Source organism: Schaalia cardiffensis, from assembly GCF_016405145.1.
Classification (GTDB): domain Bacteria; phylum Actinomycetota; class Actinomycetes; order Actinomycetales; family Actinomycetaceae; genus Pauljensenia; species Pauljensenia cardiffensis.
On record NZ_JAEKIA010000007.1, the window covers coordinates 27684 to 51669 of the forward strand.

Genomic DNA, 23986 nt, shown 5'->3' on the forward strand with positions numbered 1-23986 from the left:
GTCCGTGCCTCTCCGGAGGGCCCCTCACCAGCATAGGTCCGGGAAAGACGCTGCGGGCCGTTCACTGCGGTTATTCCGCTGCCTCCGGGCACGGTTCCTTCTTCCCAGCGTAGGGCTAGGGACCTGTGCGCCTTGAGGCACCTCCCTCGATGGTGTTCCCCGTGGGCAGAACCTGTCGTGTGAAACGAGGGCGAGAGTGGTCATGACCGAGTTGAGTGAGCTGTTGAAGACCCTGTGCGTCCCCTCGTGGTCGCGAGCGTCGCGCGCTCCATGGAAAGGGACCGCCGGATCTGGGCCCTTCTTCACCTCCCTGTGAGCGATCGAACTCAGCGCGAGCCTGTCCTCACTCTTCACCTCTCGCGATACGCCTCTACAATGAACAGTGTTCATTAAGGAATCTTGTTAGCGGGGAGGGGGTGGATTCTCGTGCCGAAACAGGTGATCGATAGGGAGAAGCTGGTTGACGAGGCTTATGCGATCGCCTCGCGTGAGGGAGTCTCCGCCCTCTCCGTGCGAAAAGTCGCTGCGGCGTGCGGCATTGCGGTCGGTTCGGTCTACGTCTATTTCCCGACGAAGGCCGAGCTCACTGCCGCAGTCCTCAAACGCTTCTTCGCAGAGACATTCTTCGAGGAGTACTGCGCAGTCCGCGAGGGCGAAGGCTTCACCTCCTACCTCAGGCGCTTCCACGATGCCCTGAGTGAGGCGATTGCGGCGATGAATGTCGACTGGTTCGCGCAGATGCGAAGGCTCCCCGATAGTGAACGTTGTGCCTTGGAAGCCGCGCGCGCCCCGATGATGGCCCATATGGAACAGGGGTTGCGCCACGTCCTCGATGCTGATGATGCGGTGGTCCGGGCGCGCCTTGTCGGTGCTCTTCGCCCTGAGAGTCTGTGCCGCTTCACGCTTCGGAGCATCTTCGCATCGCTCATGGAAGGGAGCGATTGTGAGGCGTTTTTCGCGCTTCTCGACGCCGCCCTCTACGCCGACGCCACTCTGTACGCCGACCCTGCCCCCAGTGTCGGCGTCACCCTCTATATCGACGCTGAAACACCCCTGTGAAGGAAATGATGAAAATGAAGAAGAGCAACCTCATTGCCGTGGCCGGTGTGGTGTGGATGCTAGCCGGCGTCAACGTCGCAGTCCTCGGCCTGCGGGCGGCCACCGACATGAATGACACCGCAGCCCTCGTCGCCTTTGCTTTGATCGTGGGAGTAGCTGTAACCTTCCTCACATTCCACATGATGTTCAGCAAGCTCGTGATCAAGAACTCCCACAGGATCAGGTCGCTTGAGGGCGATAAGCATAATCCTCTCCGCTTCTTCGACGTGCGGGGCTATGTGATGATGGCGCTCATGATGTCCATGGGCATCGGGATGAGGGTGGCCGGTGTTTTCCCCGATTGGTTCGTCGCCTTCTTTTACACGGGCCTAGGCCTCGCCCTCGCTCTGGCCGGGGTCAGTTTCCTTATGCACAGGGCCCGAGGCGAGGGCTGGCTCTTCCACGCACGCCGCGGGTGATGCCTGCCTCGTCTCAACTCCCCAACACCGAAGGGGGAAGGCTTCGCCTGCGTCAGTGACCGTTTTTGAGCTTGTCTTTCGGAGAGGGGCCCTTTTCGACAAGGAGATCGACTCTAGGCCCACGGCATGGCGGCGCGCCGCGAGCCGGGCAGATCGCAGCCCTTGAACCTTCGCCGCGCTTGGTGTTCGCTGATGCACAGGGAAACAACGAGCCGAGGGGGAGTTGAGCGTGACCGAACTGAGTGAATTGTCGAAGACCCTGTACGTCCCCCTCGTGGGCCGCATCTACGCTTCGACGCACTATCCCGCGATGATCGCCGATTCGAAAGTCCTTGCCCTCGAGTCTTCTTTGCCCGCCGAGGCCGAGAGGATGCGGCGCGGACAAAGCGAGTACACAATGCTCGCAAGCGTTGCCCGCTCGGTGAATATGGACCGGCGCATCCGTGCATTCCTTGCGGACAACCCCCATGGGGCCGTCGTCAACGTCGGATGTGGACTCGAAACCACCTTCTGGCGCTGCGACAATGGAAGCGCACTGTGGTTCGAGCTCGACCTTCCCGAGGTCATCGAGGTGCGAGAAGGGCTGCTCGCCTCCTCGCAGCGTCACATCAATCTTCCCGGTGATATGTTCGACTATTCGTGGATCGACCGGGTCAAAGAGTACGGCGAACGGCCGACCATCGTCATCGTGTCCGGCGTCTTCTACTACTTCCACGAGGACGAGGTCGTCGACTTCATCAATCACCTCGCTGCCTTCGACAATGTGCGCCTCGTCTTCGATTCGACCTCCTCAATCGGGGTCAAGATGTCGCAGTACTACGTGAAACGGATGAAGAACTCCTCTCTCATGCACTTCTCGATCGACGATCCGAAGTCATTCGTCGACGCCCTCGTCGAGGGGGCGCGACTCATTGAACACACCCCCTACTACCGTGATATCGACACTCGCGGAGTCGGCCTCAGCGCTCGGGTGGCCATGCGTATTTCCGATGCGTTCCACATGGTCGCCATGAATACGATCCAGCTTCGGCAGTGACAACGCCAGTGCGCGTCCGGTGGCTCGAGTGTCCGGAGGTCTCCTCAAATCGAACGAAGGGAACCCTCGCCCCGGGCCGAACGCTCCGCTCACCCCTTCGCAGGTCCCCGTCCCCACGAGACTTCCTGGTCCTTATACGACATCGTCATCCGCACGGCACACCACGACCTCAAGGGGCTGCCACGCGTCGAAAAGACTCTTGTCGATGATTCTCAAGCCCTGCTCGGAGAGGAACTCCTCCAAGGCCGCCGCATCCCAGTCTTGGGCGAATTCGAAACCGAACCTGCTGATGAGCTCCATGCGCCCAGAATCCGCCCCCGTCTCGTGGACGTAGTTCGCCACGATGATCAGGCCACCGGGGCGCACAACCCTTTTCAGTTGTGCTACCGCATCTTCGGGCGAGTCGAGGAGATGAAGGACATTGGCGCACACGGCGGCGTCGAACACCTGCCTCGGCAGTGTCAAAGATCTGAGGTCGCGAACTCTGAAGGCGATATTGCGAAGACCTCGCCGAGCCGCCTTGCGGCGCGCCTGTTCGAGCATCTTCTCCGAATAGTCGCAGGCCAGGACGAACTCGACTACGGGGGCCAGAAGGCAAGCGAATGTCCCGGTCCCACAGGCTGCGTCAAGGAGACGATCACGAGGGCGGAGGAAATCCGCGATCCACGCGGACGCTTCGGCGAGTTCCTTATTCCCGGGGCGCGTCACGAGGTCGTAGACCCCGGCGTAGCGATCCCAAAAGCTCCGCTTGAGCATCTTCGCCCTCTCTTCCCCTCGCGGATCTGCCCACACGATCACCTCATGTGACTCCAGGCTAGAACAGGCGAGATGGCGAAGCACCCGATAAGCGTGGACCTCAGTCACTTGAAGTCGGGGACACGGGGGGCACAATCGACACATGAGGATTCTCGTCTACGGGTGTGGAGTCATTGGCTCGCTCACCGCCCATGAACTCATCCGTGCAGGAAACGACGTCACCGTGCTCGCGCGAGGGCGATGGAAGGAGGTCCTCGAACAGGAGGGGCTCGTCATCGGTCACCGTCCTTCAATGCGCACCACCCGTGACCGGCCCCGAATCATCGACACTCTCGACGCCGAGGACCGTTACGACCTCATCGTCGTCGTCATGCAGTGGACTCAATTGCCCGCCGTCATCCCGAGCATCGCGAAGAACACATCCCCTGCCGTCCTTCTCATCGGCAACAACCCGGACCCCTCGGCCACCATTGAGCGCCTGCGAGCACACGATGTCGGCAAGACCGTCCTCTTCGGGTTCCAGATGAGCGCCGGACACCGCGATGAACGCCGGGTCGTCTCCTTCCACATGGGAGTGCCGATCACCATCGGCGCCGCTCACGGGGAGGCCTCCACGCCAGAGCGCAGCCTCGTCGAGAGCACATTCGCCGGATCGAAGTGCCGTCTCACCTGGGAGAAGAACATGGCCGAGTGGCTCGCCGCCCACCTCGCCCTCGTCCTCCCAGCTGTCTACCTGTGCCGCTCCACCGGATTCAATCTGAAGAGAGCGAACTGGGGCGATGCGGGGCGCATGCTCGACGCGGTGAAGGAAGCCAGAGCCCTTCTGCGCGACCTCGGCATGAGTGTGAACGACAAGGAAGACGCGGGCTTCGAGCCGGGGGCGGGGCGGCTCTTGGCGCACGCGACGCTGTGGCTCATGGCGAAGACCCCGGTAGGGCGCCTCGCAGCATCCGACCACTGTCGCAACGCCCCTGATGAGATGGACGCCCTCGATCAGGCCTTCGAGAAAATGCGCGCAGGCTCCTCTCTTGTGATGCCGACATGGGATTCGCTGCGCCGATCCTCTCGAATCACCCCTTGAAAAGAGTTCCCACATGTCCGTTCCGACTATGGAAGCTTGAACGCGAGCAATCCGTGTCTTTCGATCACCTGATGACTGTGAGCTGCTCGCGCTGATCTTCAGCACAGGATCCTCATGGGCTTGGCTCGCTTCTCATCATTGTCGGCGCTGTCGTAGCGCCCTGAGCCGGATGAGGCGCTCCCTGAGACGGTTCTCGTGCCCCTCCTTCGTAGGGGTGTAGTACTCCGTACCGACCAGGGAATCGGGAAGGCATTGCATATCGGCGGCAACCTTGCCCTCCTCGTCATGGGCCAATCGGTAGCCCTCGCCGTAGCCGAGATCCTTCATCAGACGGGTGGGCGCATTCCGGATGACCAAGGGAACCGGCTCCGCCATCGAGTGCAGGGCATCCTTCTTCGCATGCTCGTAGGCGATGTACGAACTGTTCGACTTCGGGGCCATTGACAGGTAGATGACGGCCTCGGCCAGGTGGACCGTGCACTCCGGCATCCCGATGAAATGACAGGCATGGAAGGCGTTAATCGCCACAGCGAGGGCGTTCGTGTCCGCCAGCCCAATGTCCTCCGCGGCGAAGCGCGTGATGCGCCGCGCAAGGTACACAGGGTCTTCCCCGGACTCGAGCATGCGCGCCAGCCAATAGACCGAGGCATCGGGATCCGAGTTCCTCATCGACTTATGCAGCGCGGAGATGATGTTGTAGTGCTCCTCGCCCGCCTTGTCATACAGCAATGACCTCTGCGAGGTGCACTGGGCGACGGTCTCCTCCGTGACGGTGACGACCCCATCGTCCTCATCCCCGTTGAGGACCACCATTTCCAGTATCGACAGGGCCGAGCGGGCGTCCCCGTTCGAGAAGACGGCGATCGCCCGCAGCAGATCGTCTTCGATCCTGACGTCCTGATCACCGAAGCCGCGAGGCTCCTCCAGAGCTCGGCGGAGCAGGCCCATGATCTCATCCTCAAGCAGGCCTTTGAGGACGAACACCTTACAGCGGGACAACAAAGCGCCGTTGACCTCGAAAGACGGGTTCTCCGTTGTCGCGCCGATCAATGTGATCGCGCCCTTTTCGACGAAGGGGAGAAAGGCGTCTTGCTGGGCCTTGTTGAAACGGTGGATCTCGTCGATGAAAACGATCGTGCGAGCCCCAATGCCGCTGGCCGCGTCCGCGCGCTTCATGATGTCGCGGATCTCCTTAATGCCGCTGGTCACTGCGGAGAAATCGATGAAGGAGGCGCGGGTCTGATGGGCGATCACCCGGGCCAGCGTCGTCTTGCCGACGCCGGGAGGTCCCCAGAAGATCATCGAGGGCACCTGGTCGGACTCGATCATGCGGCGCAAGATCTTGCCCTCACTGATGAGGTGCTCTTGGCCCACGACCTCATCCAGAGTCTCAGGGCGCATGCGGGCGGCCAGGGGGCGCGTTGCATCGGCGGCTTTGTCGAAGAGGGACTCCTGGTGGCTCATCGCTGGCTTCTTCCGCTTGTGACAACAGGTCCTCGACCAGTGTAGAACATGTGTTCGATTGTTGGGTGTGTCGTGACAGGTCATCTCAGCGTTGCGTGTGTAGGGTGCTTCCCCTCAAGTACAACGCGGGGATGCGAATCTTCCCGAAATCGTCGCGCGTCTGACGCAAGGAGAGGATGCCGTGATGTCGTGCCCTGAGGGGGAGGAGATGCTCCCTGACGGGCTTTTCCTCCTCCTCGTTGATGCTTCGAGAAGATCTAGATGCCGAGAAGCCTCGAGTAGATCGAGCAGTCCTCTTCGGAAAAGACGTTGAAGACCACCGTCATGTTCTTCTCGTGCGAGTCGAGCCACTCGCGGGTCGTGCGAAGAGCGATCCTCGCGGCTTCCTCCTTCGGGAAGGCGAACACTCCCGTGGAGATTGCGCAAAAGGCGATCGAATGAAGGCCGTTCTTCGCCGCGAGGTCGAGGCAGCTCCTGTAGCACGAGGCAAGCTGGGCGCGGTGCTCATCGCTCGGCCTCCCATTCGCGATGGGCCCCACCGTGTGAATGGCATGCGTCGAAGGCAGGTTGTAGGCCCCGGTGATCTTCGCCGATCCCGTGGGCTCCGCGTGTCCCTGCTCATCCATGAGCCGGGCGCATTCGGCCCGCAGTTGCACTCCCGCGAAAGTGTGAATCGCATTGTCGATGCAGTGATGCCCCGGACTCCAACAACCCAGAAGCCCACTATTCGCGGCGTTGACAATCGCATCAACGGCCAGAGTGGTGATATCGCCCCTCCACAGGCGCATACGAGGATCCTCAAGGCTGAAGTTCGCCTCTTCTAGGGTGGAAATGCCCGCTTCGGCGATGAGGCCGGAGAGCAACTCGTCTTGCGCCTCGAGCCAGGACTTTCCGATCGGGGCGGGCGGGCGAGTGTTCACCAGGGCCCGGAAAAGCTTCCACAGCGCAGCGCTGTCCCCGGTGCTCTGCGCTTCCATTCCCCGCTCCGCTAAGAGTTCCTCCGTCAAGGATGTGAGCAGCTCGCGCTTGCGAGACTCTTCCATATCAGTCCTCCTCATCCCCTCGTGTCGTGGCTCCTTGCGTCCTTGTCCATTCCGCTCTGAGCCCTCCGGTCTTACTCCGTCCCGCGCACACTCGCCGAGAGCGGAGCTTCGGGCCCCATTGAGGCCGATGCCCCTTCAGTATCCAAAAAATCCTCAGTATCCGGGAGAAGCGGAGGCTTGCGGATTAGTATCGACTCGATCATCGGCATCGACGAGGCCTGCCTCGAGGGGAGAATAATCCGTTATGGCGAGCAGCAAGGAGTACCTGGAGCACGTCCTCGATCTGCTCTCCAAGGTTCCGGGCGTGACTCATCGCACAATGATGGGCGAATACCTGCTCTACTCCGAGGGCGTCCTCTTCGGCGGCGTCTACGACGACAGATTCCTCCTCAAAGACGTGCCCGCGGCCCGTAAAGCCTTCCCGCTGGAGCAAGAGCCCTACGAGGGTGCGCGTCCAATGCTGCTCGTCGACAGCGAGGATCCGGTGCTGATCGGCGACACAATTGCGGCGATGATCCCCCAACTGTGCGCATCAGCGACAAGGAGGCGTCGAAAATAGCTCCGGCACAAGCTCTGCAAGAGAGTCGAGAACTCTCGTAGTCATTGCCCGGTGGGCCTCATCGGGCTGCTTGAGGTCGGGCACGCAGACGACGGGGATGCCTGCGGCGTGGGCGGCCTCGATGCCCATCTCCGAGTCTTCGAGGACGAGGCAGTGTGCGGGGGCTGTGCCAAGAGCCGCAGCCGCGCTGAGGAAGACCTGCGGGTCGGGTTTGCCGCGCGTGATGTCCTCAGCGCAGATCAGGGCGTCGAAACGATCGAGAATGCCATGCGCTTCGAGGATCGAGCGGGCGCGCTCGCGGGTCGAGGATGTCCCCAGGGCGATGGAGCGTCCGCTCTCGCGCAGATCTTCAAGGAGCTGACGCGCTCCCGGCTTGAGGGGGATGCCTGTGCGGCGCGCCTCAGCCTCTTCGGATTCGACATGGGCGCACGCCTCCTCAAGGGTTGCTGGCAGGCCGAAACGGGAGATGAAGTCCGCCATGATCGGGCGAATCGGGCGGCCGGAGAATCCAGAGAGATAGTCGGCAAGGGTGAACTCGTGGCCGATTGCGGCCAGCATCTCGCGGTAGATCCGATAGAACACCATTTCAGAGTCGATGAGCAGACCATCGAGGTCGAATATCACTGACTGGATCATGGGGTGCTCCTTCGCGGTTTTCCTCCGGTTTCGAGCTTAGCGAAGCGGCTCCTCGAAGGGGGAGGAGAATGAAGAGCGAGGCGGTTGTCCCCTTGAACGCGAAGTGATGACTTCATAGGGAAGTGATGACTTCACTGGAGGGGACAGTGGCTCAGAGCCATTTGCGGCGCTTGAAGAAAAAGATCAGGCCGAGCGTCACTGCGAGCGACACGAGGAACACCAGCGGGTAGCCCCAGCGCCACGCCAACTCGGGCATGTGCGTGAAGTTCATTCCGTACCAGCCGACGATGAGGGTGAGTGGAGCGAAGATCACGGTCACGACAGTCAGGACCGTCATGATGTGGTTCTGCTGGATGTCGAGACGCATCTTGGAAAGATCCCTCATCTGCAGCGCCTGGTCACGAAGAGAGGAGGCTTGATCGCGCAGCTTGTCGAGGCGGCCGTAAACCGTGCGGAAGTAACGCAGATTCTCCTCCGCGAAGAAGCCGTTCTCGTTCTCCTCGAGGAGGCGGACGAGGTCCATGAGGTGGTCGTAGTGATCGTCGAGGTCACGAAGCTCGGAACGCATCTCGTTGATCCTATGAGCCGCGCTGCCGGGCCTGCCCGCCATGATCGCGTGCTCCATGCCGTCGAGCTCGTCCTCGTAGTCGCGAAGCAGCTGCGGATCGTTCTTGATGATCTGCACGAAGAAGTCCGCGAGGAAGCGCTCGAGACCTGGTCTGCGCCACCTCCGGTTCTCGGCGATCTGTTCCACCAGGGTTAAGGCATTGTCCTGGGCGTCGACGAATACGACGCCCTTTTCGTCCAAAGCGAAGGTAAAGCGCGCTTCGGGGAGATCCGGGTTCGCGCGGTCCGGGATGAAGATCGTTCCTGTGACGGCGTCGTAGTTCGTCTCCGCTTGAGTGTCGAGGGATGTTGAGAGGTCCGGGTCGAACTCGATGCCCATGTCGTAGGCATCGCGTCCCTCGGCCCATTCCTCGGGCGTGAGGACGGCGACGAAAGGGGTGTTCGCAGAGCGGATCTCCGCCTCTTCGCAGGCCCTCAGGCGCTCGTCGATGAGGTAGTGCATGGTCCCTCCTGGTCGTCCCTGCGTACTCGAGTTTGCCACGTCCTCGCAGGGTCTTTGAAACTCCGATGCGGAAGCGGGGCAGAAGAGCATAGTGGCGGCCACTCACTGAACGTTGTTCAACTAAGGCCTCGTCAACGCCCCACCGTGTCTTTCGGGATCGCAGCGCTCATCGCCACAGCACTTCTCGCGGTGCGCGCCCCCAGGTCTTGGTGAATCGCGCCTTCAGATCTGCGGAGCGCCCATGAACTCCGCAAGAGCCCGATCGAAGTCCGTGGGATCCTTCATCTCCCACTTGCCGTTTTTCCGTACATATTCGATGGTGAAATCATCGGACTTCATTGGGAAACTCGAACTTGCCAGGTACTCGTTGACCGTGTCAGAGAAGAGCTTGATAAGCGTCGCCTCATCGGGGGCCATGGGGTCGATGCCGGACTCGGCGACCTTCTGAGTGAGTGCTTCCTCAAGCCCCCTTGAGGCTTCCTCATTGAAATCCGGGATCGAGACGCGAATCGTGACGAGGGCGGTATTGCCTTCCACTTGAACATCCGAAACTTCACAGCTCGTCTTGTCTACGAAAGTCTTCGCGAGAAGCTGAAGATCCAAGCCGAGATTCTCCAGCTGAGCGAGCTCGGTATCCGCCCGAAGCAGAGCCGCGACCTGCTCAGGCGAAGGAGAGACCCCGAATTCTTTGAGCTCTTTCGAAAACTGTTGATTCTCAACTGAGCCCGAGGGGGCGCTCGTTTTCGCTTGGGCGGATTGGCTTGACATCGCCGAAGAGGCGGGAGAGTCTGCGGCCTTCGAATCAGGCGCCGAGGAACAGCCCGCCAAAGCGCCCACGGCAAGCGCGAGAACAGCAAGAACCGGCACAGACGAACGGGACATGGCACTTCCTCGCTTCCTCCACACGGCGTCGCGCACGATTCTCGTGCGCTAGGGAACGATGCGGAAGAGATCACTTAACGCTACACGACTCCTCCCACAGGGAATTGAAGTACAGCAATGAATCGGGTGCTACTCCTTATCCGGTGCCACTCGTCACAAGGGATGAGCACAACATTGGCGCAGATAGATCGCGATCCGGTCTCAATCCTTCGAGTCCGACCCGGGGTGAGTGCTTTCTCAGTACTCTTGAAAGACGATGCTCCCAATGGTGGGTCCTTGTCGTGGTGAATCACCGCATGAATGGAGTCCTCCATGCCGATGAATCTCGCAAGATTCCTCGTGACCACCCGTCACATGATTCTTGCCGTGATGATTGCGCTGACGATCGGTGCCGCATTCCTCATTCCGAAAGTCGGTGTTATCACGGATATGGCGGAGTTCTTACCCGCCGATTCTTCGATGCGCGCCGGGATTGCCCTCATGGAAGAAGAATTCCCCGAAGATGCGGAGATTTCGACGACGCGTGTCATGACCCGAGGGCTTTGTGAGGAAGAAGAACTCGCGACCGCTGAGGCCCTCGCGCGCATTCCCGGTGTCGCCAAGGTCCAGCACGAGGCGGGGGACCCGCGTTTCCACAAGGGGGAGGCGAGCCTTTTCATTGTGGAATCGCCCCACCCCTACGGCTCTGCGCAGGATACGGCGATTCACCATGCGATTGAAGAGCAGCTTGCCGGAAGCGAACATGTGCTCCGCTCGGACACTCCTTCACAAGCCGACGAGCTCCCCCTGTGGATCATTATTATTGCTGTTTGTCTTGTGGCGCTGATCCTTGTCATCATGTGCCCCTCCTGGCTTGAACCGCTCCTTTTCCTCGTCACGATCGGCATGGCCATTGTCCTCAATCTCGGGACGAATATCATTCGCGGGTCGATCGCGGACATCACCTTCACCATTGGCGCGATCTTGCAGCTCGTCTTGTCGATGGACTACTCGATCATCCTCATGAACCGTTACCGTCACGAGCGCGAAGGCGCCCGCAGCACGACTGAAGCGATGAGCCGGGCCCTGCGGGGAGCCTCTTCTTCGATCCTGTCTTCGTCAATGACGACGGTCGTTGGCCTGCTCATGCTTTGCTTCATGAGCCTTGGAATCGGAATGGACCTGGGAATCGCCCTCGCGAAGGGCGTGTTCTTGTCCATGCTCTCGGTCTTCTTGATTCTGCCGAGCCTTATCCTCATGTTCGACCGGTGGCTCCTCGCGAGCCAGAAGCCCTACTGGGAGCCGAGGCTGCGTGGCCTGGCCCACGTTCAATTCCGTTTCCGCTGGCCGATCCTCCTCGTGTTCATCGCGCTGTTCGCCCTATCAGCTCTCAGCGCGGCCGGCACCCCCGTCGCTTACACACTGAGCAAAGACGATCCGATCGCCGAGGTCTTCGATAAGGACAACCCCATCGTCCTCGTCTACAACAACGAGGACGAGGACGCGGCTCGTGCCCTCGCTCAGCGTCTTGAAAGTGATCCCCATGTCAGCTCCGTGAGCTCGCACTCATCCACGATCGGCAAACAACGATCACTTCAGGACATGAAGAGCGCACTCAATCAGATGAGTGAAGAATCGGGGACACAGGGCTTCGTCCTCGACGATCGCACCCTCACACTCGTCTACTTCCTCGCCCACGAGGGGAAGGCGAGTGAGACGATGACGCTCGCCGAGTTCGTGAGTTTTGTGCGCAGCGACCCGGATGCGTCCTCCCATATGGACCAGTCGATGCGTGATCGTCTCGACGCTTTGACGCCTTTCCTTGATCGAGAGGCTCTCCTCGCACCCCAGGGGGCTGCGGGTCTCGCATCGCTGTTGAAGATGAGTGAGGAGGATGCGCGTGCCATCCTCCTCGCCCACGCGATCTCCGATCCTTCGATTAGCGCGGACCCGATGAGTCTTGCCCAGTTCATTCACTTCGTCGCCGAGGATCTGGCTCAAGACCCCCAATACTCGTCCATGGTGACAGGCGCCCAGATCGCGAGGCTCAGGAGCGTTGAGCGCTTCACTGATGCGGAGGCGATGACAAGGCCGATCGGGTACTCACAGATGGCGAGACTATTGGGGATGGATGAAGAACTCCTCGCCCAGGTGTACGCCACGCGAGTAGTCTCCGGCGGGGCCTACGACTCGGCGAAGTGGACCCTTCCTCAACACCTCAACGCCCTTTCCACTCTGGCGGCTCTGCCTCAAGCAGCAGCCGGGCTCGCTCAGAACCAGGGCGCAGGCCTGGATAAGCTCGCAAAGATCGCGGATGCGGCAGCGATGACGACGCCGATGGATGCCGCGTCCCTGGCGAGGATCACCGGCCAGAACATCGAAGAAGTCAGCATGATCCTCCAGCTGAAAGCGGCAACGAGCCAAGGGGGAACACCACCCGGGGGGCCACAATCGGGTTCAGCACAATCGGGCGCGCAATCAGGCGCACAATCGGGCACGCCTGTGCCTCAGAGCCCCCAAAGCTCGGGCTCCCACAGCGGGGCAAGTACGCCACCGCCCGACACGAGTTCTCTCATGGCCTCACCGAAAGACTACCTCGACTTCCTTCTCGCCGCATCGAATGATCCAGCATCGCCCCTGGCCACAATGATCGGAGCGGAGGAGAAGAAAGGGCTCGCCGCACTGCACGGCCTCATCACCCTCTCCATTTCAGGTCAGGCCATCAGCGCCGCAGACTTCGCCTCACTCACCGGCATTGATGCCCGCACCATCGCCTTCGCGCACGCCCTCGCGGATATCCCCGCCCTCGGCGGGCAATGGGCCTTCAGCCCGCAAGAAATCGTCAACGCCCTCGCCACGGAGCCGGGGGCCGAAGACCGGGCGGCAGAGCTGAGAAAGCTCGCCACGATCATCAACGATTCAGTCGCCGGACGGGCTTACACTCCAGCGCGCCTGGCGGCCCTGACCGGGATGAGCGACCGGGATGCTCGCAGTATCGCACTCCTGAGAAGCTCCCTGTACTCGGATTCTTCCGCCTGGAACATGAGCGCACGCGACGCCATCACCTTCCTCGTCGACACGATGATCCCCAGCACGCACAACTCCCGGCGATTCACATCCCAAGAGTGCGAACAACTCCGCTTCCTTCGTACGCTCATCGATTCCGTCGTCGAACCCAAGAGGTACACGCCCGAAGAACTCGCAGCATTCCTCACCAGAGCCCCCGCAAGCGCCGCGGACTCGGGCGCGCCAGAAAGAATCGACCCCGATCAGATCAGCCTCGCATACCTCATGCACGGGGCCTCGGAATGGAGCCCTCAGGGGCGAAGCCTCTCAATCGCCCAATTCGTGTCCACACTGTCGAAGAAGATCCTCAATGACCCCCGCTTCGATGGCCTCCTCACCCAAGAGAACCGGGCCGCCATCGCCCAAGCCGAGGAGCAGATCGCACAAGCAACAGTCCAGCTCATCGGGCACGCGCATTCGCGCATGATCATCACAACGAGTCTGCCTGAAGAATCCGAACACACCGAAGCCTTCGTCTCCGCACTCCTCGCCACATGCCAAGCGGAGTTCACGCAAGGATGCCACCTCATCGGCAACTCCGTGCTCATCCACGAAATGAGGAAGACCTTCCCCTCGGAAATGTCCCTCATCTCCTGGCTCACCGCCGCCGCGATCTTCACCGTCATCGCCCTGACCTTCCTCTCCCCGTCCCTGCCAGCCCTCTTAGTCCTCCTCGTCCAAGCGGGAGTGTTCATCACGATCACCACGATCGGGGTGCAGGGGTACTCGAACTACTACCTCGCACAACTCATGGTCCAATGCATCCTCATGGGCGCAACCATCGATTACGGCATTCTGCTCAGCAGCCAGTATCGCGAGGCGCGCCGAAGCCTGGGGATTCGTGAAGCCCTAGAGCGGGCCCTGAGTCGTTCAATCCACACGATCATGACCTCCGCTTCGATCATGATCCTCGTCACCGGGATCCTCAGTTTCCTCTTCGACAATCCGACGGTCGCTCAGATCTGCCGCACGATCTCCATAGGCGCGCTCGCGGCCACGACCCTCATCCTCTTCATGCTCCCGGGACTCCTAGCCGCCCTGGATCCTCTGATCGGCGGTCGTACACGCCTTCGTGAACCCGCGAGGAACTGACGCTCGTCACCCCTTACCCTGAATGAGTGAATCTCCTCCTCGTCGCAGTCGCCGGTATGCTCGCGATCGCCGTTACGGCTCAACTCGGGCCGAGGATCGGCGTCGCCTCACCCCTGATCCTCCTCGCCCTGTCGATCACCATCAGTTTCCTCCCCTGGGTGGACGCCATCGAGCTTGCGCCGGCGATCGTCCTCGAAGTGATCCTCCCGCCCCTCCTCTTCGGTGCTGCAGCGAGCATGCCGGTGATGGATTTCCGCAGAGACCTGACCGCAGTATCGGGCCTGGCGATCGGCCTCGTCGCCCTGAGCGCACTGGTCCTCGGATTCACCATTCATGCGCTCATCCCGGCGATCACCCTTCCCTGGGCGGTCGCACTCGGCGCGGTCCTCTCGCCGACGGACGCGGTTGCGATCTCAATCGCCCGAGGGCGCGGCGTCTCCCACAGGATCATCACAGTCCTCGAAGGCGAAGGCCTCTTCAACGATGCGACCGCCCTCGTTCTCCTCTCAGCGGCGACCTCCTCGGCCCTGCGCACCAAGGAACACGCTCTCGCGCCCCTCAACCTCGGCCTCAACTTCCTCATCGCCCTCGTCATCGCGATCCTCGTCGGCCTCCTCGTCGGAGAACTGGGAGTGCGGGTCCGCGCGAAAATCACCGAACCAGCCGCAGACACCGTCTTCTCATTCACCATGCCCTTCCTCGCCTCGATTCCCGCCGAACACCTGGGCGGATCCGGACTGGTCGCAGCCGTCGTCGCCGGACTCATCGTCTCCTACCGCCGAGTCGGACTGATCCCCGCCCAGAACAGGAGATTCGCCCAGCAGAACTGGCGGACCCTCGAATTCGTCCTCGAAGGACTCGTGTTCCTCACCATGGGCCTGCAAGCCTTCGGGATCGTCACGGACGTGTACGGCGGAAACATGGGCCTGGGGCACGCCGCCCTCGTCGCCATAATCGCTGGACTCCTCACGGTCCTCGTCAGGGCCCTCTTCGTTGCCACCTTCCTCGCTTTCCTCGCCTACAGTCGAAAACACCACAGGTGGCGCCTTGAACGCATTGACGAGCACATCCGCTACCACGAGGAACGCATCGCCCACGCCTGCGATAGAGCCGATGAACTCATGGAGGCGAGTGATCTCACGCAGGAACAATTAGATGCGGCCATCGCGAAATGGCATTCGCGAGTCGAAGTCGGCAAGAGGCGCCTGGCCCGTAAGGGCAATGACCTCAAGTATTGGCTGCGTGAGCCCCTCGGACCCAGAGAAGGCTCCGTGATCGTGTGGGCCGGAATGCGTGGCGCCGTCACCCTCGCCGCAGCTCAAACCCTGCCACTCACAGCTCCGGCCCGCTCCTTCATGCTCCTCGTCGCACTCCTCGTCGCCGCCGGTTCCCTCGTCATCCAGGGCCTGAGCCTTCCCCTGCTCATCCGCCTCGTCAAACCCCAACTCGCTGAAGAATCCCACGACGAGGAAGAACGAGAACGCCTCTTCGCGCTCCTGCGTTCACGGGTGAAGGACTCTGCCCTGTCCCATTCGATCACGCAGACTCAGTCCGTCCCGGGTGCGCCAACTTCGCTTGTGAATGTGCCCCTGTCGGGGCGCGCCTGGCCGGCCTTCACTGAAGAGCGCACCCGCGCCCTCGCCCTCGAGTCGATCCATCAGCAGCGCGAGGCGCTGATCGAAGCGCGCGACGACGGGGTCTTCTCCTCAGCGGTGCTTGAACGCTGCTTGGAACGCATCGACTATGAGGAGATCCTGCTGGCGCAGCGGCATTGAAGGCTGAGCCGAGCCGAGGCTTCACTCTGGAGGCAATACCCGGGCACAAGTGATGCCCCGCCGAAGAGGGGGAGCGAGGAACCCGAGGCCGGAAGAGCGCCGGATCACGCGGGATTTCGCCCAAGGCTCAAGCCCGCCGCCCCACTCAGCTGCTCTGCGCGCGCTGCCGTAGTGTGGGAACATGCTTGAACTGCGCGGGATCACGAAGGCCTATCGAACGGCGTCCCTGACCCAAAGGGCCCTCGACTCCGTGTCACTCGCCTTCCGCGACAACGAGTTCGTCGCGATCCTCGGCCAATCCGGCTCCGGTAAGACGACGATGCTCAACATCATCGGCGGCCTCGACCATTTCGACTCGGGCGACCTGCTCATCGACTCGATCTCAACGAAGAACTACCGCGACCGCGACTGGGACGCCTACAGGAACAACCGCATCGGCTTCGTCTTCCAGGCATACAATCTGATCCCGCACCAATCCGTCCTTGAGAACGTCGAACTCGCCCTGACCCTGTCGGGAGTGTCGCGCCAGGAGCGTCGCGCCCGCGCCCTCGAAGCTCTTGAAGGCGTGGGCTTGGCCGATCACGTCCGCAAGAAGCCTTCACAGCTCTCGGGCGGGCAAATGCAAAGGGTCGCGATCGCCCGCGCCCTCGTCAACGACCCAGAGATCGTCCTGGCAGATGAGCCGACCGGCGCCCTCGACTCCCAGACATCCACGCAGGTCATGGACCTCTTGCACGAGGTCGCCTCCGACCGCCTCGTCATTATGGTTACCCATAATCCCGAGCTCGCTGAGCAGTACGCGACGAGGATCGTTGAGCTCTCCGACGGGCGTGTCATCTCCGACACCCGCCCCTACGAGCCCGCAGGCGAGGAAATCCGCGAAGCGAAAGCCGCTCGGCGCACCTCCATGTCACCCCTGACGGCGCTCGGCCTTTCGGCGAAGAACCTCGCGACGAAAAAGTGGCGAACCCTCATGACCTCCTTCGCGGGCTCAATCGGGATCATCGGCATCGCTTCGATCCTCGCCCTCGCGAACGGCGTCAACGACTACATTGCACGCACCGAGGAGAACGCCCTCACCTCCTATCCGCTGTCCATCCAGAAGACCGGCATGGACATGAGTGCGATGCTCGGCGCGAACGCTGAAGGCGCCCACAGCCAATCGGGCGTCGAAGGAAAGGTAAAAACCATTCCCGCTTTCGCTTCGACGCGCGAATCAACAACGAGGAACGACCTTAAGAGCCTGAAAAGCTACTTCGAGCAAGACGGCGGCAGAATCTCCGAGCATGTCGCCGCAATCGAATACCATTACGGCGCGAAACCCCGGATCTACCAGCGCGACACCTCCAATGGGATCGTCCAACTCAACCCCGAACAGTCCATGTCAACTCTGTCGAGCGCCTACGGTTCGGGCGCCTTCTCGAGCTTCGTTCAAACCGAGGCTTTCAACCAGCTCCCCGCCAACACGGGACTGTATGAAGACTCCTACGAGGTCCTCGCCGGACACTGGCCGAGTAACGACCACGAACTCGTCCTCGTCCTCGACGACAAAGGCATGATGTCCGACTTCTTCGAATACACCCTCGGCCTCAAGCCCCACTCCGAACTCGATGAGGCGATGAAGAACTACTACTCCGGCAACGGCCTGGGCGCAGGCCCGCAGACCGCCCCCGCTTCCGCCGAAACCAGCGCAGCGGCATCTGAGGCCACGATCTACGACTACGAGCAGATCCTGGGAAGGAGCTTCTCACTGGTCCCCAGTGCCTCCCTGTACCGCTACGACGAAACCTACGGAGTGTGGACCGACCAATCCGAAGACACCGCCTTCATGAAGGAGCTCATTGCGAAGGCCCCGACTCTTGAAATCGCGGGGATCGTCAAGCCCCGCGACGACAATACGACGATCATCCGTCAAGGGATCGCCTACACCGCGGGCCTGACTCGGGAAACAATGGCCGAGGCCGCATCCTCGCAGATCGTCAAGGACCAGCTCGCAAATCCGAACATCGACGTCTTCACCGGCAAGAGCTTCGAGGAGCTTTCGAAAGGACAGGGCGCCGAAGGTTTCGACATGTCCTCCCTGTTCAGCATTGACGCAGAGGCGATCCAAGCCGCCTTTAGGATCGACCCGAATGCGCTGCAAATGGACCTGTCGGGACTGGACTTTTCCTCGATCAACATGTCTACCTTCGACCTGTCCACCCTTGACATGTCCTCCCTCGAATTCACGCCCTCGGACCTGGATGCTGAGGCCCTCGCCAATTCGATCGACCCCTCCGCTCTCTCACTCGACAAGCTGAACCTCGGCGAACTCATTGCGAAACACCCCAAACTCGCCGAGATCGACTGGCCCACGATTCTCGCCAAAGGCCTCGAGGGCGGGGTCGTCAAACCCGATGCGGGACGCAAGATCGCCGAAAAACTCGGACCGATCGCACAGGGGTTCCTCGACTACTACCAGGAGCATGCCGACAGCGACTTAGATGGGATCCCCGATGTGGACCCGGCGACTCTCGCCGCCCAATACATGGCGACCCCCGAAGTGAAGGCCGCGCTCGAAGAGGCGCTCAACTCCGGGCAGATCATCGACCTTCAGACGCTCAGCTCGCAGCTAGCCGCCGCCCTGGGTGAAGACCCCGCGCTGGGGGAGATCACGAAAGACCTCTCCGCACAGGTGGGCACGGCCATCGTGCAGACGATCGCCGGACAACTCAGCGAGGCTTTGAGTCAGCAACTCGCCACCGTTTTGTCCACATACGTGCACAGCGCAATGACCAGCGCCATGACACAGATGATGACCGCCATCTCCACTGCGATTTCCACCCAGATGGAGCAGGCCATGGGTGGTTTCGCTGAGTCCATGATGAACGCCTTCTCCTTCGATGAGTCCGCATTGGCCAAGGCCTTCGCCCCTTCGACCTCTCCTGAGGACTTGCAGAAGATCCTCCAGACGATGATGTCGCGCGTTCCGACGAGCTACGAGTCGAATCTTGCGAAACTCGGCTGGGCGGAAGAATCCACCCCTGAACAGATCAACATTTATCCCACGACCTTCGAGGACAAGGACGCTGTCAAAGCGATCCTTGACGCTTACAACGAGGCTGCGCGCAACGCTGGGGATGAGACGAAGGCCATCACCTACACGGACCTCGTGGGCCTGCTCATGAGTTCGGTGACGAGGATCATTAACATCATCAAGTGGATGCTCATCGCCTTCGTGTCGATCTCGCTGATCGTCTCCTCCATCATGATTGCGATCATCACGTTCATCTCCGTCCTCGAACGCAAGAAGGAAATCGGGGTCTTGCGTTCCATCGGCGCCTCCAGGAAGGACGTGTCGCATGTGTTCAACGCGGAGACTGTCATCGAGGGCCTACTCGCCGGCATCATCGGGATTGCCACGACCCTGCTCATCGCCGCTTTCGCGAATGCGATCGTGTCCACCAGCCTCGGAGTGGACAATATTGCGCAGCTGCCGGTGAGCGCGGCCCTCACTCTCATTGCGATCTCCGTACTCCTCACCCTCATCGCAGGGCTACTTCCCGCGAGAAAAGCTGCGAAGTCAGACCCTGTTGAGGCGCTGCGCAGCGAGTAGGCTCTTCAGGAGGAAACCCAACGCAGTTCCCCTTCGACACGTCCAGGAGGAAGAATGCCCACACCCACAACCCTCAGCACTGACAAAACCGTCGGGGTCCTTCTCGCCCCCGGGTGTGAAGAAGTTGAAGCACTCGCGGTCGTGGACACCCTTTTCCGCGCCGGGATCCGCGCCGACCTCATCGCGGTCTTCGAGGACCTAAGGGTCGTCTCCTCCCACGGCGTGTCCATCACCTGCGATCTTCTCCTCGCCGAGGCAGAACTCTCCTCCTATGAGCTCCTCTTCTTGCCCGGCGGGATGCCCGGCACTATGAATCTCGCAGCGAACGAGCAGGTCTGCCGTGAGATCGACCGGCGCGCGAAGGTCGGCCTCGACCTCGCTGCGATCTGCGCCGCGCCTTCCGTCCTCGCCTCTCGCGGTCACCTCAAGGGCCGACGCGCCACCGCGAATCCAGGCTTCATGGAAGCAATCGCCGAGGGCGGGGCACACGCCCTCGAGGAACGGGTCGTCATCGACGGCCCCATTCTCACGAGTCGCGGTGCGGGAACCGCCTTCGAATTGGGCTTCGCCATTGTCGAACGATTCTTGGGCGAGAAGGCCGCCGAGACCGTGCGCGAAGCCCTCGTCTACTGAAGCGCGTGTGCGGGTCGGACGACTCTGCACTGATCCGCGCGTGAAAGGACCTTCATGAACGGCATGCTCTTGCAGGGCTTCTCCTGGCATGTGCCCGCCGACTCGGGCCACTGGGAGAGGATCGCCGCTGACGCCAAGCGCCTCGCCTCCCTTGGCGTGACGGCCGTGTGGCTGCCGCCCGCCTACAAAGGACAAGGCGGCGTGAACGACGTCGGCTACGGCGTGTACGACCTGTACGACTTGGGAGAGTTCGACCAGCAGGGAAGCGTTGCCACGAAGTACGGCACGAAAGAGCAGTACCTCCAGGCGATTAAGGCCCTGCACGAGGCGGGAATCCATGTTCTCGTTGACACTGTCCTCAACCATAAGATGGGGGCCGACGCCACTGAGTGGGTCACAGCGACGCCGATCGATCCGGCAGATCGTAATCAGGCCATCGGGCCGGAGGAAAGGATCGAAGTGTGGACGCGCTTCGATTTTCCCGGCAGGGCCGACGCATACTCCGACTTCCACTGGGATTGGACGTGTTTTCACGGCACCGACTGGGATGAGGCAACCCAAAGGCAGGGACTCTGGCTCTTCGAAGGCAAGCAGTGGAATAGCCAGGTCGATTCCGAATACGGCAACTTCGACTATCTCATGGGTGTGGATGTGCATTTGACCGAACCCAAGGTCATGGATGAACTCGTCCACTGGGGCACCTGGTATCTCAACACGAGCGGCGCGGACGGCTTGAGGATGGACGCCCTGAAGCACATGGGCCGCGACTTCACGATGGCCTGGCTCGAAAAGATGAGGGAAGAGACGGGGCGTGAATTGTTCACAGTCGGCGAGTTCTGGACTCACGACCTTGCAGAGCTGCGCAAGTTCATTGGTGAGGACCGTACCCTCGCCCTTTTTGATGTGCCCCTCCATTTCGCGCTGCAGCGGGCCTCTTGGAGCCGGGGGGAATACGATCTTCGCGCGATCTTCGCCGATACTCTCGTTGACGCCGATCCGACGATGGCCGTCACCTTCGTGGAGAACCACGACACTCAAGAGGGCCAGTCCCTCCAATCACCCGTGGCCGAGTGGTTCAAGCCCGCGGCGTACGCACTGATCCTCCTACGAGAGGCCGGTTACCCCTGCGTGTTCCAAGCCGACCTTGACGGCGTCGGGGGAGAACACCCCATTGCGCCCGTGCCGGGCCTTGAAACGCTCATGCGCCTGCGCGCCTCGCACGCCCACGGCATCCAGCGCGACGCCTTCGACGATTCTGAGCTCATCGGGTGGAGCCGCGAAGGCTTGTCAAGTGAAGAAGGAGAAGAAGGCGCGCCCTCCACCGGTGTGGCCGTCCTCATCTCCCAGTCGGGGGCCGCGGTGAAAACACTCGAGGTCGGGGCATGTCACGCCGGGCAGGTGTGGGAGTGCGCCCTCGGCGGGCAGGAGAGCGTCATCATCAACGAGGACGGGATGGCAGCTTTCACGGTCGGAGACGAAGGCCTCGCCGTGTTCATCCCGAAAGCCTGAGGAGAAGGAGACATGGGCAAACGCAAGAAGCGCAGCTGGCCGGAGCTCCCCGAGCCCCTGGCTGGTCCGATCATTGACAATCACACGCACCTTCCCGTCCACGAGGGCGAGATCCCCAGGGCCGATGGGCTCAAGCTCTCCTTGGATGAGCAGCTGTCCCGCGCGAAGGCCACGAACATTGTCGGAGTCATTTCGAGTGCCTGTGAGATCCCGAGTTTCGATCCGACTATGCAGATCGCGCGCGCCTACGAGGGGGTGCGCGTCGCTGTGGCGATCCACCCGAATGAGGCCGCCCTTCATGCGGGCGTCACTGAGCCTTCACCTGACGGCCTCGTTCCACGTCAAGCGGCCCATCATGTGCCTCTCGATGAGGCGATCGCGAAGGTGGAGCGCCTCCTGAAAGATCCTCTGGTCGTCGCAGTCGGGGAGAGCGGCCTCGACTACTTCCGCACCGCAGCCCAGGGGCGCGAAGCGCAGAAACGATCCTTCGCCGCTCACCTGGAACTCGGCGCCGAAGCGGATTTGCCTGTGCAGATCCACGATCGGGATGCGCATGCGGACACCCTGGAGGTTTTGGCTGATGTTGCCCGTGCCGATCAGCTGATCGTGTTCCACTGTTTTTCCGGCGATGCTCATTTGGCGAGGGCTCTGGCTGAAAAAGGCTGGTATGCGTCCTTCGCTGGCCCCCTCACCTATCCGGCGAATGAGGATCTTCGTGCGGCTCTTGTCACCATGCCCCGTGAGCTCGTCCTCGTTGAGACGGATGCGCCGTATTTGACTCCCGCACCGCACCGGGGCTCCCCGAATGCCTCCTATGTGATGGCTCACACTGTTCGATTCATTGCCGAACGGTGGGGCGTGGGCGAGGAGGAGGCGTGTGCGCAGCTCATGGAGAATACGAGGCGCGTCTACGGAACCTGGTGAGCTCTTCTCAGAGCTTTCCTCAGGCGCAGTGGGCGTGGAGGACACTGTGACAACCCTCGCGTCCTAGCGTGAGACAGAGCACGAAAGGGCGCGAAACGAGTTGCGGATTGGTTACGGTTGGGCATAAGTCCGCTACGGAGCAGCCTTCCTTGAGAATGAAGGCCCCTCCTCGGGCGGAAGCTACGAACTCTGGAGCCACGTGAATCTCACGCACCCTTCGCGCCGAACCATCATCTCCACAGCCTCCGTGCTCGCATTCGCAATGACTGCGACCGCAGGAGCCTCAGTTGCAGCCTCCCACCACGATGTCACCATCGAGGTCGACGGCGTCTCAGCGCCTGTATCCGGCTTCTTCACCACCGTTGATGATGTTCTCGCCTCCGCAGGAGTGAAGCTCGGAGCCCATGACCTGCTCGCCCCCAGCGGCCAGAGCCGCGTGAAAGACGGCGAAACCATCGTCGTGCGCACCGCGACCGAATACGAAGTGAAGATCGACGGCAAGCCGACGACCGCCTGGTCAACTGCCGACTCTGTTGACGCGGTCCTCGACTCTCTTGCCGAGCCCGGCGAGGTCGTCCTCGCGGCTGCGGATCGTTCAAATGTGCGCACGCAGATGCCCTTCGCTTCTACGCGCGGCCCCGTCGAGATCCTCGTTGATGGTCAGACCCTGAAGGTTGATGCCGAAGCGAATGACACCGCTGACGCTCTTCTCGCGAAAGCCAATGTCAGCCTCGGCCAGCTCGACACCCTTGACTTCTACGCCCAGGGCGGGCAGACCTCTTTGAAGGTTCAGCGGATCGTGCGCGGGAGTGTCACCGAGACCTCCGATATTCCCTTCTCCTCTGAGGAACAAGAAGACGACTCCATGTACGTGGGGGAGAAGAAGGTCACCCAAGAAGGGGTGAACGGCTCCACTTCTTCCACCTACTACCGCGAGACGATCAACGGCGAAACCACGATCAACCTGCTCCTGTCCAAGACGCAGACTGCCCCGGTTAATGAGATCGTGTCGGTCGGCACGAAGGAGAAGCCTCAGGAAGCTCTAGCTCCTGCGGCCTCTGCAGCAGGACAACAAAGCACGGTCGCAGCTTCCGGGGATGTGTGGGCGAGGCTTGCGCAATGCGAATCGAGTGGCAATCCCCGGGCGGTGAACCCCGCCGGCTACTACGGCCTCTACCAATTCTCCATCCCGACCTGGCGCTCCGTCGGGGGTAGTGGTCTTCCCTCGGATGCGAGTGTCGAGGAACAGACCATGAGGGCTCAGATGCTGCAGGCCCGCTCCGGTTGGGGGCAGTGGAGCTGCTCATACACTATCGGCATCCTCTGATCCGAAGCTCCGAAGACCACGCAGGCAACACCAGCGAGACAAG

The 23986-nt window shown here is 61.4% G+C and carries 18 protein-coding genes; 12 read left to right on the forward strand and 6 right to left on the reverse strand.

Features of this window, described 5'->3' with window-relative positions; all coding sequences use genetic code 11:
• The first annotated feature begins 426 nt into the window (after nt 1–426).
• From JFX23_RS05340 to JFX23_RS05350, 3 genes are all read left to right on the forward strand, one after another.
• A complete protein-coding gene (locus tag JFX23_RS05340; RefSeq protein ID WP_332874683.1) occupies nt 427–1059 on the forward strand; it encodes a TetR/AcrR family transcriptional regulator in 633 nt (210 codons plus the stop codon).
• A gap of 14 nt (nt 1060–1073) precedes the next feature.
• The gene (locus tag JFX23_RS05345; protein WP_198776047.1) at nt 1074–1517 is read left to right on the forward strand and encodes a hypothetical protein; all 444 of its coding nucleotides are present in this window, start codon (nt 1074–1076) and stop codon (nt 1515–1517) included.
• Nucleotides 1518–1746: 229 nt separating this feature from the next.
• Nucleotides 1747–2553 (forward strand): class I SAM-dependent methyltransferase, encoded by an 807-nt coding sequence (locus JFX23_RS05350; protein WP_332874684.1) that lies wholly within the window; start codon nt 1747–1749, stop codon nt 2551–2553.
• 132 nt (nt 2554–2685) lie between these two features.
• Here the strand turns inward: JFX23_RS05350 and JFX23_RS05355 are convergent, their stop codons facing one another.
• Complete coding sequence (locus JFX23_RS05355) at nt 2686–3417, reverse strand: class I SAM-dependent methyltransferase (protein ID WP_198776049.1); 732 nt, start codon at nt 3415–3417, stop codon at nt 2686–2688.
• Between the two features lie 34 nt (nt 3418–3451).
• Between JFX23_RS05355 and JFX23_RS05360 the strand changes: the two genes are divergently transcribed.
• Nucleotides 3452–4390, forward strand: a complete 939-nt coding sequence (locus JFX23_RS05360; RefSeq protein WP_198776050.1) for a ketopantoate reductase family protein — start codon at nt 3452–3454, stop codon at nt 4388–4390.
• Between the two features lie 135 nt (nt 4391–4525).
• Here JFX23_RS05360 and JFX23_RS05365 read toward each other — a convergent pair whose 3' ends face one another.
• The gene (locus tag JFX23_RS05365) at nt 4526–5854 is read right to left on the reverse strand and encodes a replication-associated recombination protein A (protein ID WP_198776051.1); all 1329 of its coding nucleotides are present in this window, start codon (nt 5852–5854) and stop codon (nt 4526–4528) included.
• A gap of 257 nt (nt 5855–6111) precedes the next feature.
• Entirely contained in the window at nt 6112–6897 is a 786-nt protein-coding gene (locus tag JFX23_RS05370) for a protein-ADP-ribose hydrolase (protein WP_198776052.1), read from the reverse strand.
• Nucleotides 6898–7141: 244 nt separating this feature from the next.
• On the opposite strand from JFX23_RS05370, the gene JFX23_RS05375 reads away from it, so the two are divergent.
• A complete protein-coding gene (locus JFX23_RS05375; protein ID WP_198776053.1) occupies nt 7142–7456 on the forward strand; it encodes a TfoX/Sxy family protein in 315 nt (104 codons plus the stop codon).
• On the opposite strand, the gene JFX23_RS05380 is transcribed toward JFX23_RS05375, so the two are convergent.
• From JFX23_RS05380 to JFX23_RS05390, 3 genes are all read right to left on the reverse strand, one after another.
• Complete coding sequence (locus JFX23_RS05380) at nt 7430–8092, reverse strand: HAD family hydrolase (RefSeq protein ID WP_198776054.1); 663 nt, start codon at nt 8090–8092, stop codon at nt 7430–7432. The two genes, JFX23_RS05375 and JFX23_RS05380, sit on opposite strands and share 27 nt — an antisense overlap.
• Before the next feature lie 151 nt (nt 8093–8243).
• A complete protein-coding gene (locus JFX23_RS05385) occupies nt 8244–9161 on the reverse strand; it encodes a magnesium transporter CorA family protein (RefSeq protein WP_198776055.1) in 918 nt (305 codons plus the stop codon).
• A gap of 222 nt (nt 9162–9383) precedes the next feature.
• Nucleotides 9384–10043, reverse strand: coding sequence for a hypothetical protein (locus tag JFX23_RS05390; protein ID WP_198776056.1), 660 nt, complete (start codon nt 10041–10043; stop codon nt 9384–9386).
• A 312-nt stretch (nt 10044–10355) separates the two neighbouring features.
• On the opposite strand from JFX23_RS05390, the gene JFX23_RS05395 reads away from it, so the two are divergent.
• The 7 genes from JFX23_RS05395 to JFX23_RS05425 all read left to right on the forward strand — a co-directional run bounded on the left by JFX23_RS05395 (nt 10356) and on the right by JFX23_RS05425 (nt 23943).
• Nucleotides 10356–14180 carry an efflux RND transporter permease subunit gene (locus JFX23_RS05395; RefSeq protein WP_198776057.1) on the forward strand — a complete coding sequence of 1275 codons (3825 nt, stop codon included), beginning with the start codon at nt 10356–10358 and terminating at the stop codon, nt 14178–14180.
• 26 nt (nt 14181–14206) lie between these two features.
• Nucleotides 14207–15955: a cation:proton antiporter gene (locus JFX23_RS05400; RefSeq protein WP_198776058.1), complete on the forward strand. Its 1749-nt coding sequence runs from the start codon at nt 14207–14209 to the stop codon at nt 15953–15955.
• A 181-nt stretch (nt 15956–16136) separates the two neighbouring features.
• Nucleotides 16137–19550, forward strand: coding sequence for an ABC transporter ATP-binding protein/permease (locus JFX23_RS05405; protein ID WP_198776059.1), 3414 nt, complete (start codon nt 16137–16139; stop codon nt 19548–19550).
• A gap of 54 nt (nt 19551–19604) precedes the next feature.
• Nucleotides 19605–20183, forward strand: a complete 579-nt coding sequence (locus JFX23_RS05410; protein WP_198776060.1) for a DJ-1 family glyoxalase III — start codon at nt 19605–19607, stop codon at nt 20181–20183.
• Between the two features lie 54 nt (nt 20184–20237).
• Entirely contained in the window at nt 20238–21692 is a 1455-nt protein-coding gene (locus tag JFX23_RS05415; RefSeq protein WP_198776061.1) for an alpha-amylase, read from the forward strand.
• Nucleotides 21693–21704: 12 nt separating this feature from the next.
• Nucleotides 21705–22616 carry a TatD family hydrolase gene (locus JFX23_RS05420; RefSeq protein WP_198776062.1) on the forward strand — a complete coding sequence of 304 codons (912 nt, stop codon included), beginning with the start codon at nt 21705–21707 and terminating at the stop codon, nt 22614–22616.
• Between the two features lie 199 nt (nt 22617–22815).
• Nucleotides 22816–23943: a transglycosylase family protein gene (locus JFX23_RS05425; protein WP_332874685.1), complete on the forward strand. Its 1128-nt coding sequence runs from the start codon at nt 22816–22818 to the stop codon at nt 23941–23943.
• Nucleotides 23944–23986: the final 43 nt, after the last annotated feature.

What these genes read in the sequence shown, in the direction of transcription:
- JFX23_RS05375 (WP_198776053.1), top strand. Translation starts at nt 7,142, where the DNA reads ATGGCGAGCAGCAAGGAGTACCTGGAGCACGTCCTCGATCTGCTCTCC.
- JFX23_RS05390 (WP_198776056.1), bottom strand. Translation starts at nt 10,043, where the DNA reads ATGTCCCGTTCGTCTGTGCCGGTTCTTGCTGTTCTCGCGCTTGCCGTG.
- JFX23_RS05345 (WP_198776047.1), top strand. Translation starts at nt 1,074, where the DNA reads ATGAAGAAGAGCAACCTCATTGCCGTGGCCGGTGTGGTGTGGATGCTA.
- JFX23_RS05420 (WP_198776062.1), top strand. Translation starts at nt 21,705, where the DNA reads ATGGGCAAACGCAAGAAGCGCAGCTGGCCGGAGCTCCCCGAGCCCCTG.
- JFX23_RS05410 (WP_198776060.1), top strand. Translation starts at nt 19,605, where the DNA reads ATGCCCACACCCACAACCCTCAGCACTGACAAAACCGTCGGGGTCCTT.
- JFX23_RS05405 (WP_198776059.1), top strand. Translation starts at nt 16,137, where the DNA reads ATGCTTGAACTGCGCGGGATCACGAAGGCCTATCGAACGGCGTCCCTG.
- JFX23_RS05360 (WP_198776050.1), top strand. Translation starts at nt 3,452, where the DNA reads ATGAGGATTCTCGTCTACGGGTGTGGAGTCATTGGCTCGCTCACCGCC.
- JFX23_RS05380 (WP_198776054.1), bottom strand. Translation starts at nt 8,092, where the DNA reads ATGATCCAGTCAGTGATATTCGACCTCGATGGTCTGCTCATCGACTCT.
- JFX23_RS05395 (WP_198776057.1), top strand. Translation starts at nt 10,356, where the DNA reads ATGCCGATGAATCTCGCAAGATTCCTCGTGACCACCCGTCACATGATT.
- JFX23_RS05415 (WP_198776061.1), top strand. Translation starts at nt 20,238, where the DNA reads ATGAACGGCATGCTCTTGCAGGGCTTCTCCTGGCATGTGCCCGCCGAC.
- JFX23_RS05365 (WP_198776051.1), bottom strand. Translation starts at nt 5,854, where the DNA reads ATGAGCCACCAGGAGTCCCTCTTCGACAAAGCCGCCGATGCAACGCGC.
- JFX23_RS05385 (WP_198776055.1), bottom strand. Translation starts at nt 9,161, where the DNA reads ATGCACTACCTCATCGACGAGCGCCTGAGGGCCTGCGAAGAGGCGGAG.
- JFX23_RS05370 (WP_198776052.1), bottom strand. Translation starts at nt 6,897, where the DNA reads ATGGAAGAGTCTCGCAAGCGCGAGCTGCTCACATCCTTGACGGAGGAA.